Genomic DNA, 15,977 nt, shown 5'->3' with positions numbered 1-15,977 from the left:
AAAATTGCCTCAATTCTCAAAGAAGCGACCGATGGTCGCTTCCTAAGAAATGACTTTTATCCATTATTTTTCAGGAACTTTTACGCTTCCGTCAAGGATTTTAGCTTTTGCGTCTTCAACAGCTTTTTTACCTTCTTCTGAAAGGTTTGTTACTGCCAAGTCAACCCCTTTATCCTTCAATGAGTAGACAATAACTTGTCCGCCAGGGAATTCACCTTTTTCTGTTTTGTTGGCAATATCTTTTACAGTTGTACCAACTTGTTTCAATGTAGATACAAGAACAAAGTTTGATTCTTTACCATCTTTAGAAGTGTATTTACCTTCTGCTGCTTGGTCACGGTCTACACCAATAACCCAAACTTTTTCGTTTTCATTTTTGCTTTCGTTCAAAGATTTTGCTTCAGCAAAGACACCAGCACCTGTACCACCAGCTGCTTGGTAGACAACGTCTGCACCTGCAGCGTATTGAGCTGCTGCAATTGTTTTACCTTTAGCAGCATCACCAAATGAACCAGCGTAGTCAACTTGTACCTTAATAGAAGGGTCTACTGAGGCAACACCAGCCTTAAATCCAGCAGCGAAACGTGAAATAACTTCAGATTCGATACCACCTACAAAACCAACTTGTTTTGTTTTAGTTGTTTTCGCTGCTGCAACACCAGCAAGGTAAGCTGCTTCGTTATCAGCAAATGTTACGCTCGCAACATTCTTTTGATCTTTGATCACATCATCAATCAAGACATAGTTTAAGTCAGAGTGATCTTTTGCTGCTTCCTCAACTGCATTGTGAAGGGCGAAACCAACACCGAAGATCAGGTTGTAACTTCCAGCCGCTTGTTGCAAGTTGTTAGCATAGTCTGCTTCGCTTGTTGATTGGAAGTAAGTATAACCTTTATCTTTAGAAAGATTGTGTTCTTTACCCCAGTCTTGCAAACCTTCCCAAGCTGATTGGTTAAATGATTTATCATCAACACCACCAGTATCTGTTACGATCGCTGCTTTGGTCTTCATTTCTGATGAAGATGAAGCTGCGTTACGAGAAGAGCGGTTACCACATGCAGCAAGTCCAACTGCTGCTACTGCAACTAGACCAAGGCCTAGCCATTGTTTCTTGTTCATTACTGAACCTCCTAAATAAGATGTGCAACGATGTTGCAAGTTTGGATTATTTGGTCACACAGACCACAGCCACTGCAAGAGTGACCCAGACTAATTTAAGTCTGTAAATGAGTATGGAAGTAACTCCCCGACCGTCATCTCGACCGTCGATTTATCTTTAGCGACTAAGGTCACTTTTAGATCTTTTTCAAAAAATTCAACCATGACCTGGCGGCAAGCACCACATGGCGAGATGGGTTTTTCAGTTTGTCCGTAGACAATCAACTCTGAAAACTCTCTTTGGCCTTCGGAAACTGCTTTGAAAATCGCTGTACGCTCTCCACAGTTTGTCAAAGAATAGCTAGCATTCTCAATATTAACACCCGTATAAATGCTACCGTCCTTAGCTACTAAAATAGCTCCAATAGGAAAATGAGAATAGGGTACATAGGCTTGTTTGCTGGTTTCAATTGCTAGTTCAATCAACTCAGTAGTCGCCATCTGCTAATTCTCCTTTTAAAATTGCAACGCCAGCTGATGTTCCGATACGGGTAGCGCCCGCTTCCACAAAAGCAACAGCATCCGCATAAGAACGAGCACCACCAGCAGCCTTAACTCCCATATCTGGTCCGACTGTTTTACGCATCAACTGAACATCCTCAATAGTGGCACCACCAGTTGAAAATCCAGTCGATGTTTTGACAAAGTCAGCGCCTGCTTTCTGGGATAATTGGCAAGCCACAACCTTCTCATCGTCCGTCAACAAGCAAGCTTCGATAATGACTTTCACCAACTTGTCGCCACTTGCTTCTACAACAGCACGGATGTCCGATTCAACCAAATCAAGATTACCTGATTTGAGGGCACCGACATTGATAACCATATCAATCTCATCTGCACCATTTTGGATGGCTTCCTTGGTTTCAAAAGCTTTTACAGCTGAAGTTGTCGCTCCCAAGGGGAAACCAACTACTGTACAAACCTTTACATTTGAGCCTTCAAGTCCTGTTTTCGCATGTTTAACCCATGTGGGATTAACACAAACGCTGGCAAAGTCATACTCACGCGCTTCAGATAGCAAACGATCAATTTGTTCTTGACTCGCATTTTGCTTCAAAAGCGTATGATCGATATATTTATTCAACTTCATATTCGGATTCTCCCTGATTTTATGAGATAATTTCTATAATTTCTCGTAAACTTTGCACTCCATCATTTATTTTAACATATTTTTGAAATTCTGTAACTAGTTCAGAAGAAATTTTTCCATTTGTATAAACTTTTGCAACAATTTCTCCTTTTTGAACGGAGTCTCCAACTTTCTTTTCAAAAACAATCCCTGTTTCATAGTCCAAGTCATCAGACTTGACTGCACGACCGGCTCCTAGTCTCATGGCATAGAGGCCAAATTCCATAGCTGGAAGAGCTGAAATAACACCCGTTTCTTGAGCAGGGATTTCCACCACATGGGCAACCTTAACGGGGCGATAGAGATCATCTAAATCACCGCCTTGTGCTGCTACCATTTCTTCAAACTTAGCTAATGCTTGACCATTCTCAAGATGTTGACGGATTTCCTCGACCGTTTTCTCAACATCAGCCAAGCCAAGCATAATCTGAGCTAGCTCGCAGATAAAATAACTAATATCTTCTCGGCCTTTACCTTGAAGAATCTCGATTGCCTCAAGGATTTCGAGACGATTGCCAATGGCTCTTCCCAGAGGTTGGCTCATATCGGTAATGACGGCTACCGTCTTTCGACCAACTGCCTTACCAAGATCCACCATGGTTTGAGCCAATTCACGCGCCTCATCGACAGTCTTCATAAAGGCACCCTCACCGACTGTTACATCTAGCAAAATGGCATCAGCCCCTGCAGCGATTTTCTTGCTCATAACAGAACTAGCAATCAAAGGAATCGTGTCGACAGTTGCAGTCACATCACGGAGGGCATAGAGAAGCTTGTCTGCTTTAACCAGCTGATCGGACTGCCCAATGACAGATACACCAATGTCCTGTACCTGACGAATGAAATCCTCTTGACTGCGCTCCACTTGGTAGCCCTTGATGGACTCCAATTTATCAATTGTCCCACCAGTATGACCGAGGCCACGACCACTCATTTTAGCAACGGGCACACCAAAGCTGGCTACTAAAGGAGCTAAAATCAAGGTCACCTTATCACCAACACCACCAGTCGAGTGTTTATCTACTTTGATACCATCTATAGCTGACAAATCAAACTCTTGACCAGTCTTAACCATATTCATCGTCAGATCAGAAATCTCACGTGTGGTCATTCCTTTGAAATAAACCGCCATAGCAAAGGCAGACATCTGATAGTCTGGAACAGTTCCAGCCACAAAGCCTTCAACCAGCCACTTGATTTCATTTGCAGTCAGTTCTTGACCATCTCGTTTTTTTTGGATTAAATCAACTGCTCTCATTCTTTCACACTTCTAAGGATATAATATCCCTTATCTTTCTTTACGATTTCACAATTTCCAAAAACGTCTCCCATCTTGCTTTTGGCACTTGGAGCTCCTTGCTTTTTCTGAATGACGATGGTCAAATCTCCTCCGTCTTTCAAGAAATCTCTGCTCTTTTCGATAATCTCATGAACAACCTGTTTGCCCGCTCGAATCGGCGGATTGGAAATAACATGGTCAAATTTCCCTTCAACTTGCTCATAGATGTTGGATTGGAAAATAGTTGCTGAAACTTGATTTCTCTCAGCATTTTTTCGCGCTAGGTCCAAGGCACGATTATTGATATCAACCATGGTCGCTTGGACACCATAGGCCTTGACCAAAGAAAGCCCTAGGGGACCATATCCACAGCCTACATCAAGGACCGTTTCTCCTTTGTTAACCTCTAGACACTTCAATAAAAGCTGACTCCCAAAGTCGACCATTTTCTTGCTAAAAACACCCGCATCCGTCAAAAAGGTCATTTTTTGTCCCAACAGCTCCACTCTCAACTCATGAATGTCGTGAGCAGCGTCAGGATTTTCTGCATAATACATTTTACTCATGAAACTATTTTACCATATTTTAGTGAAATGTTAAATCGTTTACAAAGCTGAAATTCAACAAACAAACCAAATATGTTATAATAATAATTAAATGATCTTTGTATTTTGCACTGTTATAGCAACTTTCAAGAATCAGAATGATAAATATCGAATTTCATTCTCTCTTTGACTACGAAATATGATATACTAAGGTATCAAACGAGGAAACATTATGACCAACGAATTTTTACATTTTGAGAAAATCAGCCGCCAAACCTGGCAGTCCTTGCATCGCAAGACAACCCCTCCCTTGACGGAAGAAGAACTGGACTCCATCAAGAGTTTTAACGACCAAATCAGCCTACAAGATGTGACAGACATCTATCTGCCACTGGTTCATCTTATCCATATCTATAAAAAAGCCAAAGAAGATTTGTCTTTCTCAAAAGAAATCTTTCTTCAAAGAGATAGCAAGCCCCAACCTTTTATTATTGGGGTTTCGGGTAGTGTTGCTGTGGGGAAATCGACCACTAGCCGCCTCCTACAAATCCTTCTCTCCCGTACACTTGCCGATGCTACTGTAGAACTAGTGACAACGGATGGCTTTCTCTATCCCAACCAAACTTTAATTGACCAAGGTATCTTAAATCGCAAAGGTTTTCCTGAAAGTTATGATATGGAAGCCTTGCTGAATTTTCTTGACCGCCTAAAAAATGGACAGGATGTCGATATTCCAGTCTATTCTCATGAAGTGTATGACATCGTTCCTGGGGAAAAACAACGGGTCAAAGCCGCTGACTTTGTCATCGTTGAAGGAATCAATGTCTTTCAAAATCCTCAAAATGAGCGCCTTTACATCACTGATTTCTTTGATTTCTCCATCTACGTGGATGCTGCTGTCGAGGACATTGAAAGTTGGTATCTGGATCGTTTCTTAAAACTCCTCAGCTTTGCCCAGAATGATCCTGAAAGCTACTACCACCGCTTTACACAAATGCCGATTGGAGAGGTCGAAGCCTTCGCTCATCAGATCTGGACCAGCATTAATCTAATAAATCTACAAAACTATATCGAACCGACAAGGAATCGTGCCGAGATCATTCTCCACAAGGCTAAAAACCATGAAATCGATGAAATTTACCTAAAAAAATAATTTCCCCTTGTCAAAACCTAAGTTTTCAGATATAATAGTATAGTTAGTAAATATGGAGGTAAGAACATTGGCAAACATTAAATCAGCTATCAAACGCGCTGAATTGAACGTTAAACAAAACGAAAAAAACTCAGCTCAAAAATCAGCTATGCGTACTGCTATCAAAGCTTTCGAAGCAAACCCTTCTGAAGAACTTTTCCGTGCTGCTAGCTCAGCTATCGACAAAGCAGAAACTAAAGGTTTGATTCATAAAAACAAAGCAAGCCGCGATAAAGCTCGTCTTTCAGCTAAACTTGCTAAATAAGAAACAGTCCATAGAGGCTGTTTTTTTGACCTCTAATCAGAAAAGGTAGAAAATGAAAATCGCAATCATCGGATATTCTGGATCCGGCAAGTCAACCCTAGCTGAGAAATTATCAAACTACTACTCTACTCCTAAACTGCATATGGATACACTTCAATTTCAACCTGGTTGGCAAGACAGTGACCGTGATTGGATGGAAACTGAGATGAAAAACTTCCTCACCAATCACTCAGACTGGATTATCGATGGCAATTATTCTGGGTGCTATTACGAGGAAAGAATGCAGGAAGCGGACCAAATCATCTTTCTCAATTTTTCCCCATGGACTTGTCTCTTTCGAGCCTTCAAACGGTATCTCACTTACCGAGGCAAGGTCCGAGAAAGTATGGCTGCAGGTTGTCCTGAACGCTTCGACTGGGACTTTATCCGATGGATTCTCTGGGATGGGCGGAGCAAATCCGCTAAGGAACGTTATCAGCAGATTCAAGAAAGCTATCCAGAGAAAGTAATTGTTCTCAGGTCGCAAAAGGAGATGGACTACTTCTTAGAAAATCTCGCGCATAACAAGAAAAACCAACGTACCTAACGTTGGTTTTTTGCTTTTATCCAATCACACTTCCGTTTGGTACAGCTGGATCAACTGTGAGAAGGGTTAATTTGCCATCATGTTCAGCTGAGAGGATCATCCCTTGGCTGATATATTTTTTCATCATTTTACGTGGTTTGAGGTTGGCAACGATTTGGACTTTCTTGCCGACCAATTCTTGTTCGTTTGGATAGTATTTTGCAATTCCTGATAGGATTTGACGATCTTCACCATCACCTGCATCTAGGCGGAATTGAAGCAACTTATCAGATCCTTCCACTTTAGAAACTTCTTTAACTTCTGCGACACGGATTTCAACCTTATCAAAATCTTCAAACTTGATTTCATCCTTGTTGAGCTGGATTTCAACTTCGTCTGGATTCCATTCTTTTTCGACTGCTGGTTTGTTTCCTTCCATTTGTTCCTTGATATAGGCGATTTCTTCTTCCATATCCAAACGTGGGAAGATTGGTGTTCCTTTGGCTACTACTGTTACACCCTCAGGAAAATCCCCCAAGCTCAAGTTCTCAAGACTAGTAACTTCTGCGAGACCAAGCTGAGTCAAGACTGCGCGACTGGTTTCCATCATAAATGGCTCAATCAAGTGTGCTACGACACGGAGGCTAGCTGCCAAGTGGCTCATAACACTTGCCAATTGGTCGCGAAGGGCTTCATCCTTAGCCAAGACCCATGGGGCTGTCTCATCAATGTATTTGTTAGTACGAGAGATAAGCATCCAGACTGCTTCTAAAGCACGTGGGTAGTCAACTGCATCCATGTGTGTATGGTAATCAGCGATTGATTGTTCTGCAACGTCAGCAAGAGCATGGTCATATTCTATCACACCTTCTACATAGGCAGGGATTTGCCCATCAAAGTACTTGTTAATCATAGAAACCGTACGGTTTAGGAGATTTCCAAGGTCATTGGCCAATTCATAATTGATACGGCCTACATAGTCCTCAGGAGTGAAGGTTCCGTCTGAACCAACTGGAAGGCTACGCATGAGGTAGTAACGAAGTGGATCCAGTCCATAGCGCTCTACTAACATTTCAGGATAAACAACATTCCCCTTAGATTTAGACATCTTGCCGTCTTTCATGACGAACCAACCATGGGCAATCAAACGTTCAGGCAACTTCATATCCAACATCATGAGAAGAATTGGCCAGTAGATTGAGTGGAAACGAAGAATGTCTTTTCCGACCATGTGGAAGACTGTTCCATTCCAGAATTTATCATAGTTAGCATGATCGTCTTGACCGTAACCAAGAGCAGTCGCATAGTTAAGAAGGGCATCAATCCAAACATAGACAACGTGTTTTGGATTGGATGGGACCGGAACTCCCCATGTAAAGGTTGTACGAGAAACCGCTAAGTCTTCCAAACCTGGCTCGATAAAGTTACGCAACATTTCATTGAGGCGACCATCAGGAGTGATAAAGTCTGGATGCGATTTGAAAAATTCTACCAAACGATCTTGGTATTTGCTGAGGCGAAGGAAATAAGATTCTTCTGAAACCCACTCCACTTCATGTCCTGATGGAGCGATACCGCCTGTTACATTTCCAGCTTCGTCACGGAAAACTTCTGCAAGCTGGCTTTCTGTAAAGAATTCCTCATCTGAAACTGAATACCAACCAGAGTATTCGCCCAAGTAAATATCATCTTGAGCAAGTAAGCGTTCAAAGACCTGAGCCACTACTTTTTCATGGTAATCATCAGTTGTACGGATGAATTTATCATATGAGATATCGAGTAATTTCCAGAGTTCTTTGACTCCAACCGCCATCCCATCAACATAGGCTTGTGGTGTGATGCCAGCTTCTTCCGCTTTTTGCTGGATTTTCTGACCATGCTCATCAAGACCTGTCAGATAAAAGACATCGTAGCCCATAAGGCGTTTGTAGCGAGCTAGGACATCACAAGCGATGGTTGTGTAGGCAGAACCGATATGAAGTTTACCAGATGGATAGTAAATCGGTGTTGTAATATAAAAATTCTTTTCAGACATATTTTTTCCTTTCCAGGCAAATGAAACCTGTTTTTCTAACACTTCATTATATCATATTTTTAGTGATTTTCGATAGGAAAATCCATACAAAAACAAGATAGACAAGTGTCCATCTTGTTTATCTTATTCATAGCGAAGGGCTTCAATTGGATCAAGCTTAGACGCTTTATTGGCTGGTAAGACCCCAAAGATCATACCAACGCTGGCCGAAACAGCCAAGCTAAAGAGAGCAATCGGTAGCGAGACACCAATTTCTATTCCTTCCATCATATTTTTTAGCAAGGCCCCTGCTAGTGCGGTCAAGCCTGCTGCACTAACAAGTCCGATAAGACCACCTAATAAGGTCAAAATCATGGACTCAATCAAAAACTGTACCAAGATATTAGCCCGTGTAGCTCCCAATGCTTTACGAAGACCAATCTCACGAGTACGCTCCGTTACAGAAACCAGCATAATATTCATAACTCCAGTCCCTCCCACAAAGAGAGAGATTCCTGCGATAGCACTAATAATAGCGGTCATAAAACCAAAGATTTGCTGAACCTCTGCAAAAGCGGCGGTTTCGTCTACAACCTGATATTCTCCCTGCTGTACTCCTGCAATTTCTGTCATCTTGCGTGCGAGTTCTGGCCCCAAAGTCGGAGTTAGACTCGTATCATTCACACGAAAGACAATATTAGAAATTTCCTCCACATTAAAATTAGCTGCTACAGAAGCATTGGTTGTAATCGGTAAGCCACCTACACCAAACATCTTAGCACTTTTAACAGCAGGACTAGAGTAAACACCAACCACGCGATAGCTATATCCATTGGCTGAAATGATTTGATTGAGTGCTGCCTGAGGCGAGTCAAAAAGACTTTTAGCGAGTTCTTCATCTAGCAAAATCACACTTGCAAAATCTCGGTAATCTTGTTCTCTCAGATCCCTACCTGCAATAATTTTATTTTCTACAGCAGACATATAAGTCATATTTCCACCTGTCAGACTTGCTCTCTCTACCTTTTTATCCTTATAGGTCAAAGTAACATTTGTACTATTAGTCACATAATAGCCATCTACACCTTTTAGTTTGGCAGCTTCCTTAACCCACGATTCCTGTGTTTTAGGTGGTTCTACGTGAACATCTTCTTTACCAGATAGTGTCAGTGCAGATTGCTTTTGTGTAAAGGAACCGTCCTTACTTTTAATTGGTGAGAAAAACACCTGAATATTTTTCTGAGATTTTGTCATATTTTTATTGACCTGACGAGACATAGAGTCCCCTAAAGCCATGATGACAACTACTGAAGAGACTCCGATGATAATGCCAATCATGGTCAAAAAGGAGCGCATCTTGTGTGCCATAATAGATGAAAAGGCAAATTTCAGATTTTGCATCTTAGTTCTCCTTTCCTTCCAAACGAGCGCTATCAGACGAAATAACTCCATCACGGATTACAATTTGACGTTTTGCATAGGCTGCAATTTCGGGCTCGTGCGTTACCATAATAATAGTCTTGCCTTCTTCATTTAACTCAACCAAGAGTTCCATGATTTGACTTCCTGTTTTCGTATCCAAGGCACCTGTCGGTTCATCAGCTAGGATGATTGAGGGATCGTTAACAAGAGCACGCGCAATGGCCACCCGTTGTTTTTGACCGCCAGACAACTCCGAAGGAAGGTGATGAATACGATCAGTCAACTCTACTTTACTTAGATATTCCTCTGCCAACTTGCGACGTTGGGCAGCTGGAGCTCCGGCATAAATCAAGGGTAACTCGACATTTTGAACAGCATCCATCTTTGACAAAAGAAAGAACTGTTGAAAGACAAAGCCAATTTGTTGGTTACGTACCTGTGCCAACTGCTTTTCACCTAGACGGGCCACTTCTTGACCTTCTAGATAGTATTCGCCGCTAGTTGGGGTGTCCAGCATTCCGATGGTATTCATCAGAGTAGATTTACCCGAACCAGATGGTCCCATAATGGCAACAAATTCCCCTTCGCCAATCTCCAAATTAATATTTTTCAAGACCTGCAGTTCCTGTTCACCATTTCGATAGCTCCGGCAGATGTTTTTTAGACTAATTAGTTGTTTCATCAGCCTTTACCTCTTTTCCTTCTTCCAAGGAAGTCGTTGGATTACTGATGACTTTGGTTCCGTCTGTCAAACCAGATGTGATCTCTTGGTTTTCTGCGTCAGCATTTCCTAAGCTAACTTCAACCTTCTTAGCCTTATTCTCTTCGTCAACAACCCAAACGTAGTTTTTCCCGTCTTCAGTAATGACACTGGTTAAGGGTACGAGGATTGATTTCTTGTCACTTTTAACCTCAACACTAACGGTAAAACCTGGTCTCAAATCACCAATCTCACTCGTCACTTCAATCGTATAGGGATATTTAGAACCAGTATTCCCCCCAGTTATAGCATTCGTTCCTTCTCCACTATTTTTAGGGTAAGCTGAAATAAAGCTGATCTTCCCTGTCCAAGTTTTATCTTGGTAAACTTTAGAAGAGAAGGTCACTTCTTGGCCAACCGAAAGGTTGGCAAGATTGTACTCGGAAAGTTCTCCCTTGACTTGTAGATTGTCGTTACTTACTACATGAACCATCACTTGATTTGCAGCAGTTGTGGACTTTGATACATTGCGATTAACTTCTACAACTGTACCTTCTAGCGTACTCAGAACCTTTGTTGCGTCCAATTGGGCTTGCGCCTTTTTAAGTTGCGCCTCTGCATCAGCACGACTATCACGAGCATCACTAATTTGAGAATCAATGGAAGAGACAGAAGAACTCTGTGCTCCATCATCATATCCTTCCGAATCAGCTAGAGTGTTGTTTCGTGATTCCTTCAAGTCATTGATACGACGATCCGCCTTGGCTATGGCACGGTTAGCTGCATCATAAGCAGATTGCGCTTCTGTGCTGTTGTATTTTACGAGCGCTTGTCCTTTGTCAACCTTATCTCCAACAGAAACCAAAATCTCATCTACCTCACCCTTACTTACATCCAAATAAACATATTGTTCATTTTTTGCGGTGACAGTACCAGATAAAAGAACAGAGGAGGCAACTGTTCCTTCCTTTGCGACTACGAGATGCGATGTGTCATCCTTACCGGCAGCCTGAGAGGGCTGTCTAAATAGCAAAATACCCGCTGCACCGATTATAATAATACTTGCAGCACCAATAGCTGTGTATAGTTGCCATTTTTTAGTTTTCTTATTCCCCTTCATCACAAAACTCCTATTTTATTTTCAATACAAAGACTATTATAGCAAATTTACCTACTCTAAACAATGATTGTTCAGAGAGAAAAGAGAACAATTCAGGAAACATGCCTTGTTTCCACTTGATTTATGCGAAATTGTACTAGTAACATCATACACCTTATTTCTATATTTAGCAAGTGATTTCTGCTATTTCTTTAGGGCGTAGCAGATTTTTGCATTCAAAAAATAAAAACGATAGAATATGACTATCAAATCTATAAGGAGTTTTCTATGAGAGAATATGATATCATCGCTATCGGCGGAGGGAGCGGTGGCATTGCCACTATGAACCGCGCTGGCGAACACGGTGCTAAAGCAGCTGTTATCGAGGAGAAAAAATTAGGTGGAACCTGCGTCAATGTCGGCTGTGTTCCTAAGAAAATCATGTGGTATGGAGCGCAAATCGCTGAAAGCTTCCACCACTACGGCCCTGACTACGGGTTTACGAGTTCAGATGTTCAATTTGATTTCGCCAAACTTCGTCAAAACCGTGAAGCCTATATCGACCGTGCCCGCTCGTCTTATGATGGAAGTTTCAAGCGCAACGGCGTTGATTTGATTGAGGGTCGTGCTCATTTCGTTGATGCTCACACAGTCAGCGTTAATGGTGAATTGATTCGTGCCAAGCATATCGTGATTGCGACTGGCGCTCGTCCAAGCATCCCAACTATTCCTGGAGCTGAACTCGGTGGTAGCTCAGACGATGTCTTTGCTTGGGAACAACTTCCTGAATCCGTTGCTATCCTAGGCGCTGGCTATATCGCGGTTGAGCTAGCAGGTGTTCTTCATGCACTCGGTGTAAAAACTGATTTGTTCGTTCGTCGCGACCGTCCTTTGCGTAGTTTTGACAGCTACATCGTGGAAGGTCTCGTCAATGAGATGGAAAAAACAGGCCTACCTTTGCACACCCATAAGGTACCGGTCAAACTAGAAGAATCAGAGCAAGGTATTACCATTTATTTCGAAGACGGTTCTAGTCACACTGCAAGCCAAGTTATCTGGGCTACCGGCCGCCGTCCAAATGTAGACGGGTTGGAGTTAGAAAAGGCCGGAGTTACACTCAACCAACGTGGATTTATCCAAGTGGATGAGTATCAAAATACAGTTGTTGATGGTATCTATGCCCTTGGAGACGTTACTGGGGAGAAGGAACTAACTCCAGTAGCCATCAAGGCTGGACGTACCCTATCTGAACGTCTCTTTAATGGAAAAACAAATGTCAAGATGGACTACACGACTATCCCTACTGTTGTCTTCTCCCACCCAGCAATCGGAACAGTCGGTTTGACCGAGGATCAAGCTATCAAAGAATACGGTCAAGATCACATCAAAGTCTATAAGTCAAGCTTTGCATCCATGTACTCTGCCGTTACAAACCATCGTCAAGAATCTCGCTTCAAACTCATCACCGCCGGTGCTGACGAAAAAGTCGTTGGCCTTCACGGACTTGGTTACGGAGTTGATGAGATGATTCAAGGATTCGCTGTTGCTATCAAGATGGGAGCAACCAAAGCAGACTTTGATGCTACAGTAGCTATCCACCCAACCGCTTCAGAAGAATTTGTGACCATGCGCTAATTGTTGAAAGGGATCCTGAGGATCTCTTTTTACTTGCAAAATCAGCTGTCGCAAAATTGTTACCTTTGTATGAAAAATAGGTTGACTTTTCTTCCTGAATTAGTATAATAGTTACTATAATTTAAAAAAAGAGGTTAACAGTTTTGAAAAAAGCTCATATCTATGCTATCCCTGCTATCGGTGCTGCTCTCATCGCCGTATTAGCACAAATCAGTCTCCCTATCGGTCCTGTACCTTTCACTCTGCAAAACTTTGCGATCGGTCTGATTGCAACTGTTTTTAGACCTAGGGAAGCCGTTCTATCTGTAGCTCTCTATCTCCTGCTGGGTGCCATTGGTTTACCAGTCTTTGCAGGGGGTGGTGCGGGATTTCACGTTTTAGTCGGTCCAAGTGCAGGCTATCTTTGGTTTGACCTTGTCTATGCAGGACTTACATCTTATCTCATCCATCAAAATAGTGGCCATATCCGTATTTTCCTAGCCAACCTCTTGGGTGACTCTCTAGTCTTTGTCGGAGGTATTCTCAGCCTCCACTTCCTTGCTGGTATGGCACTTGACAAAGCACTTGCTGTCGGTGTCCTTCCCTTTATCCTCCCTGATCTTGGTAAGATCATTGCGATTAGTTTCATTGGTCGCCTACTATTACAACGACTTAGGGGACAAGCATACTTCTCAATTTAACCCAAAAAGGATACTGAGTCAAAAACTCAATATCCTTTTATTGTTTTCCTTTAAAGGCATCTACCATTACCTGAAATTCTTCATTTGTAAGAGTGATTCCTTTTCCCATTTTGGTATGATCAGGGCTCCAAGTTCGAATATCAAACTTTGCTGGAGCGCCATTAAAGCTGACTCGGTTTAGTTCTTTTGTCCATCCTTTTTCATTTTCAGACAAGGTCAGTAAGTGTTCTTCGATTTCAAATGTAAATTCTGCCATTTTAACTCCTTTTTGTGATATGCTTTCTCTAGTCTATTCGTAAAATCTTGTAGATTTTAGGAAAATTTTATATAATATGGTTATATAAGAGGGGAGAAGCCTATGAGATATACATTCAAGCATGTCTTAGATAAGATACAAGACTTTCTCAGTGGACATGATGAACGAGATTATTCTGAAAACGACTCCCTCATTGCTACAATTGAACAAGCCATCCAGAAAAAAACTGCTGTTCATGTGATACTCGCTAAGACAAGTTTTACAGGTGATATTGTCAAATATGATAGCAGCCGTCAGCAGATTATTGTCAAAAATTTTACAAAAAATGTAACACGTATCATCCGAATCACTGACATTAAAAGGCTACGCTTTGTCCCATCTACTGTCCAGAGAGCTCAGAAAAATAGATTTAAGAAAGAGTGAGATGTTTTCATCCCACTCTTTTTCTTAACGAATTTGTTCAAAATGTAGGTGAACTGCGATGTGGTCACCGTAACCACTTCTCTCCAAATCACGTTGCAAGCGATAAGAAATGTAGTGTTCTGCGATGGTGATATATCCTGCCCCCAACAAACGATTTTCAACCATTGATTGGATCATGCTAATAGTTGCACGTTCCACTTTTGCTTCTTCCAAGTCCAAGACTACTTTTTTAGTGACTTGAGCTAGGTTTTGACGTAGATCATCTGTCAAAACATAAACTGTCTGAGCTGCTTTTAGGACAGCTTGGTAAATTTTATCTGGATCAAAGTCTGCAACTTCTCCGTTACGTTTGATTACTTGCATAAGGTTCTCCTTTATTCTTTGTTTTCTTTGATTTCAGCCAACATTTTTTCTTCTTCTGCTGTTAGTTGATAGTTTTCTAGCAAATCTGGTCTGCGGTCGTAGGTTTTCTTTAAGCTCTCATAAAGTCGCCACTGACGAATCTTCTCATGGTGCCCACTCATAAGCACATCTGGAACCACCATGCCTCGATAGTCATAAGGACGTGTGTATTGGGGATATTCGAGCAATCCCGAAGAAAAACTATCGTCCTTGTGACTAGACTCCTTGCTAATTACTTCCGGAATCAAGCGAACAGTCGCATCAATCATAGTCATAGCCGCCAATTCACCACCAGTCAAGACATAGTCTCCTAGAGAAATCTCATCGGTTACCAAGGTCTTGATGCGCTCGTCATATCCTTCGTAGTGACCGCAGATAAAGATTAGTTCCTCTTCCTGAGCCAAATCTTCAGCGTAAGCCTGATCGAACTGTTTCCCAGCAGGATCAAGAAGGATGACACGGGGTTTTTTCTTCTCAATGGCATCAAAGGCATCAAAAATGGGTTGAGCGCGGAGCAACATTCCCTGACCGCCTCCGTAGGGCTCATCGTCGACATGACGGGCCTTTTCAGCATATTCTCGAAAATTATGATACTGGATATCCAAGAGCCCTTTTTCTCGAGCTTTTCCAACAATCGAGTGCTCTAGTGGAGAAAACATCTCAGGAAAGAGGGTTAAAATATCAATCTTCATCATCTAGCCCTTCTAAGATATCCACATCAACCCGTTTGTTTGGAATATCAACATTGAGAACTACTGGTGGTATGTAAGGTAAAAGCAAATCACGCTTACCTTTTCGCTTAACCACCCAGACATCATTGGCACCTGGTTGTAGGATTTCCTTGATGGTTCCAATCAAGGTGTCTCCCTCGTAAACATCCAAACCGATAATCTCGTGATAATAGAATTCCCCATCGTCTAGGTCGTTCAAATCTTCCTCAGCGACCTTGAGACTATAACCCTTGTACTTCTCAATCGCATTGATATGGTACATATCTTTGAATTTGATAATGTCAAAATTCTTATGCTTACGGTGACTAGCAATGGTCACTGTTTGGACAAACTGATCTTTTTCATCAAATAAAGCCAGCTCTGCCCCTTTTTTAAACCGTTCCTCAGCAAAATCCGTCACAGACAAGACTCGCATCTCACCCTGTAAACCCTGCGTATTGACGATTTTTCCAACATTAAAGTAGTTCATCTTGTCTCCTGTA

The 15,977-nt window shown here is 41.9% G+C and carries 19 protein-coding genes; 6 read left to right on the top strand and 13 right to left on the bottom strand.

The features are described from left to right. Positions 1-63 precede the first annotated feature (63 nt). From B7708_RS08475 to B7708_RS08455, 5 genes are all read right to left on the bottom strand, one after another. Entirely contained in the window at positions 64-1,119 is a 1,056-nt protein-coding gene (locus B7708_RS08475) for a BMP family lipoprotein (protein WP_084975137.1), read from the bottom strand. Positions 1,120-1,209: 90 nt separating this feature from the next. Continuing rightward, positions 1,210-1,599, bottom strand: a complete 390-nt coding sequence (locus B7708_RS08470; RefSeq protein WP_084975135.1) for a cytidine deaminase — start codon at positions 1,597-1,599, stop codon at positions 1,210-1,212. Then, on the bottom strand, positions 1,586-2,248 hold the full coding sequence (gene deoC / locus B7708_RS08465; RefSeq protein WP_084975133.1) for a deoxyribose-phosphate aldolase: 663 nt from the start codon (positions 2,246-2,248) through the stop codon (positions 1,586-1,588). The genes B7708_RS08470 and deoC overlap by 14 nt, the downstream gene beginning before the upstream one ends. 19 nt (positions 2,249-2,267) lie before the next feature. Next, positions 2,268-3,545, bottom strand: a complete 1,278-nt coding sequence (locus tag B7708_RS08460; RefSeq protein ID WP_084975130.1) for a pyrimidine-nucleoside phosphorylase — start codon at positions 3,543-3,545, stop codon at positions 2,268-2,270. Beyond that, positions 3,542-4,132 (bottom strand): class I SAM-dependent methyltransferase, encoded by a 591-nt coding sequence (locus B7708_RS08455; RefSeq protein WP_142358290.1) that lies wholly within the window; start codon positions 4,130-4,132, stop codon positions 3,542-3,544. The genes B7708_RS08460 and B7708_RS08455 overlap by 4 nt, the downstream gene beginning before the upstream one ends. A 211-nt stretch (positions 4,133-4,343) precedes the next feature. Between B7708_RS08455 and coaA the strand changes: the two genes are divergently transcribed. From coaA to B7708_RS08440, 3 genes are all read left to right on the top strand, one after another. Next, positions 4,344-5,264: a type I pantothenate kinase gene (coaA, locus tag B7708_RS08450; protein WP_084975127.1), complete on the top strand. Its 921-nt coding sequence runs from the start codon at positions 4,344-4,346 to the stop codon at positions 5,262-5,264. A 67-nt stretch (positions 5,265-5,331) separates the two neighbouring features. Further along, positions 5,332-5,568 (top strand): 30S ribosomal protein S20, encoded by a 237-nt coding sequence (gene rpsT / locus B7708_RS08445; RefSeq protein ID WP_001274000.1) that lies wholly within the window; start codon positions 5,332-5,334, stop codon positions 5,566-5,568. 52 nt (positions 5,569-5,620) lie between these two features. Beyond that, the gene (locus B7708_RS08440; protein ID WP_084975125.1) at positions 5,621-6,154 is read left to right on the top strand and encodes a DNA topology modulation protein; all 534 of its coding nucleotides are present in this window, start codon (positions 5,621-5,623) and stop codon (positions 6,152-6,154) included. Between the two features lie 16 nt (positions 6,155-6,170). Here the strand turns inward: B7708_RS08440 and metG are convergent, their stop codons facing one another. The 4 genes from metG to B7708_RS08420 form a co-directional block, all read right to left on the bottom strand. Then, the gene (gene metG / locus B7708_RS08435; protein WP_084975123.1) at positions 6,171-8,168 is read right to left on the bottom strand and encodes a methionine--tRNA ligase; all 1,998 of its coding nucleotides are present in this window, start codon (positions 8,166-8,168) and stop codon (positions 6,171-6,173) included. 123 nt (positions 8,169-8,291) lie between these two features. Continuing rightward, a complete protein-coding gene (locus B7708_RS08430) occupies positions 8,292-9,548 on the bottom strand; it encodes an ABC transporter permease (RefSeq protein WP_084975121.1) in 1,257 nt (418 codons plus the stop codon). Between the two features lies 1 nt (position 9,549). Next, positions 9,550-10,251, bottom strand: a complete 702-nt coding sequence (locus B7708_RS08425) for an ABC transporter ATP-binding protein (protein ID WP_084975119.1) — start codon at positions 10,249-10,251, stop codon at positions 9,550-9,552. Beyond that, the gene (locus B7708_RS08420) at positions 10,235-11,389 is read right to left on the bottom strand and encodes an efflux RND transporter periplasmic adaptor subunit (RefSeq protein WP_084975117.1); all 1,155 of its coding nucleotides are present in this window, start codon (positions 11,387-11,389) and stop codon (positions 10,235-10,237) included. Before B7708_RS08420 ends, B7708_RS08425 begins: the two co-directional genes overlap by 17 nt. Positions 11,390-11,656: 267 nt before the next feature. Between B7708_RS08420 and gor the strand changes: the two genes are divergently transcribed. Together gor and B7708_RS08410 are read left to right on the top strand one after the other, a co-directional pair. After that, positions 11,657-13,003 (top strand): glutathione-disulfide reductase, encoded by a 1,347-nt coding sequence (gene gor / locus B7708_RS08415; protein WP_084975115.1) that lies wholly within the window; start codon positions 11,657-11,659, stop codon positions 13,001-13,003. A 143-nt stretch (positions 13,004-13,146) separates the two neighbouring features. Next, positions 13,147-13,683, top strand: coding sequence for a biotin transporter BioY (locus tag B7708_RS08410; protein ID WP_084975113.1), 537 nt, complete (start codon positions 13,147-13,149; stop codon positions 13,681-13,683). A gap of 37 nt (positions 13,684-13,720) precedes the next feature. Here the strand turns inward: B7708_RS08410 and B7708_RS08405 are convergent, their stop codons facing one another. Next, positions 13,721-13,939, bottom strand: coding sequence for a YdbC family protein (locus B7708_RS08405; protein WP_084975111.1), 219 nt, complete (start codon positions 13,937-13,939; stop codon positions 13,721-13,723). 102 nt (positions 13,940-14,041) lie between these two features. Between B7708_RS08405 and B7708_RS08400 the strand changes: the two genes are divergently transcribed. Further along, the gene (locus B7708_RS08400) at positions 14,042-14,362 is read left to right on the top strand and encodes a hypothetical protein (RefSeq protein WP_084975109.1); all 321 of its coding nucleotides are present in this window, start codon (positions 14,042-14,044) and stop codon (positions 14,360-14,362) included. 24 nt (positions 14,363-14,386) lie between these two features. On the opposite strand, the gene B7708_RS08395 is transcribed toward B7708_RS08400, so the two are convergent. The 3 genes from B7708_RS08395 to rimM are packed head-to-tail and all read right to left on the bottom strand — an operon-like array spanning position 14,387 to position 15,964. Beyond that, positions 14,387-14,725 (bottom strand): ATP cone domain-containing protein, encoded by a 339-nt coding sequence (locus B7708_RS08395; protein ID WP_001196053.1) that lies wholly within the window; start codon positions 14,723-14,725, stop codon positions 14,387-14,389. Between the two features lie 11 nt (positions 14,726-14,736). Then, on the bottom strand, positions 14,737-15,456 hold the full coding sequence (gene trmD, locus B7708_RS08390) for a tRNA (guanosine(37)-N1)-methyltransferase TrmD (protein ID WP_084975492.1): 720 nt from the start codon (positions 15,454-15,456) through the stop codon (positions 14,737-14,739). After that, the gene (gene rimM / locus B7708_RS08385) at positions 15,446-15,964 is read right to left on the bottom strand and encodes a ribosome maturation factor RimM (RefSeq protein WP_084975107.1); all 519 of its coding nucleotides are present in this window, start codon (positions 15,962-15,964) and stop codon (positions 15,446-15,448) included. Before rimM ends, trmD begins: the two co-directional genes overlap by 11 nt. Between the last annotated feature and the right edge of the window lie 13 nt (positions 15,965-15,977).

Source organism: Streptococcus oralis subsp. dentisani (assembly GCF_002096615.1).
GTDB lineage: Bacteria > Bacillota > Bacilli > Lactobacillales > Streptococcaceae > Streptococcus > Streptococcus oralis_U.
The sequence above is the reverse complement of the archived record's forward strand: the minus strand, read 5'-3'. Positions and strand labels throughout refer to the sequence as shown.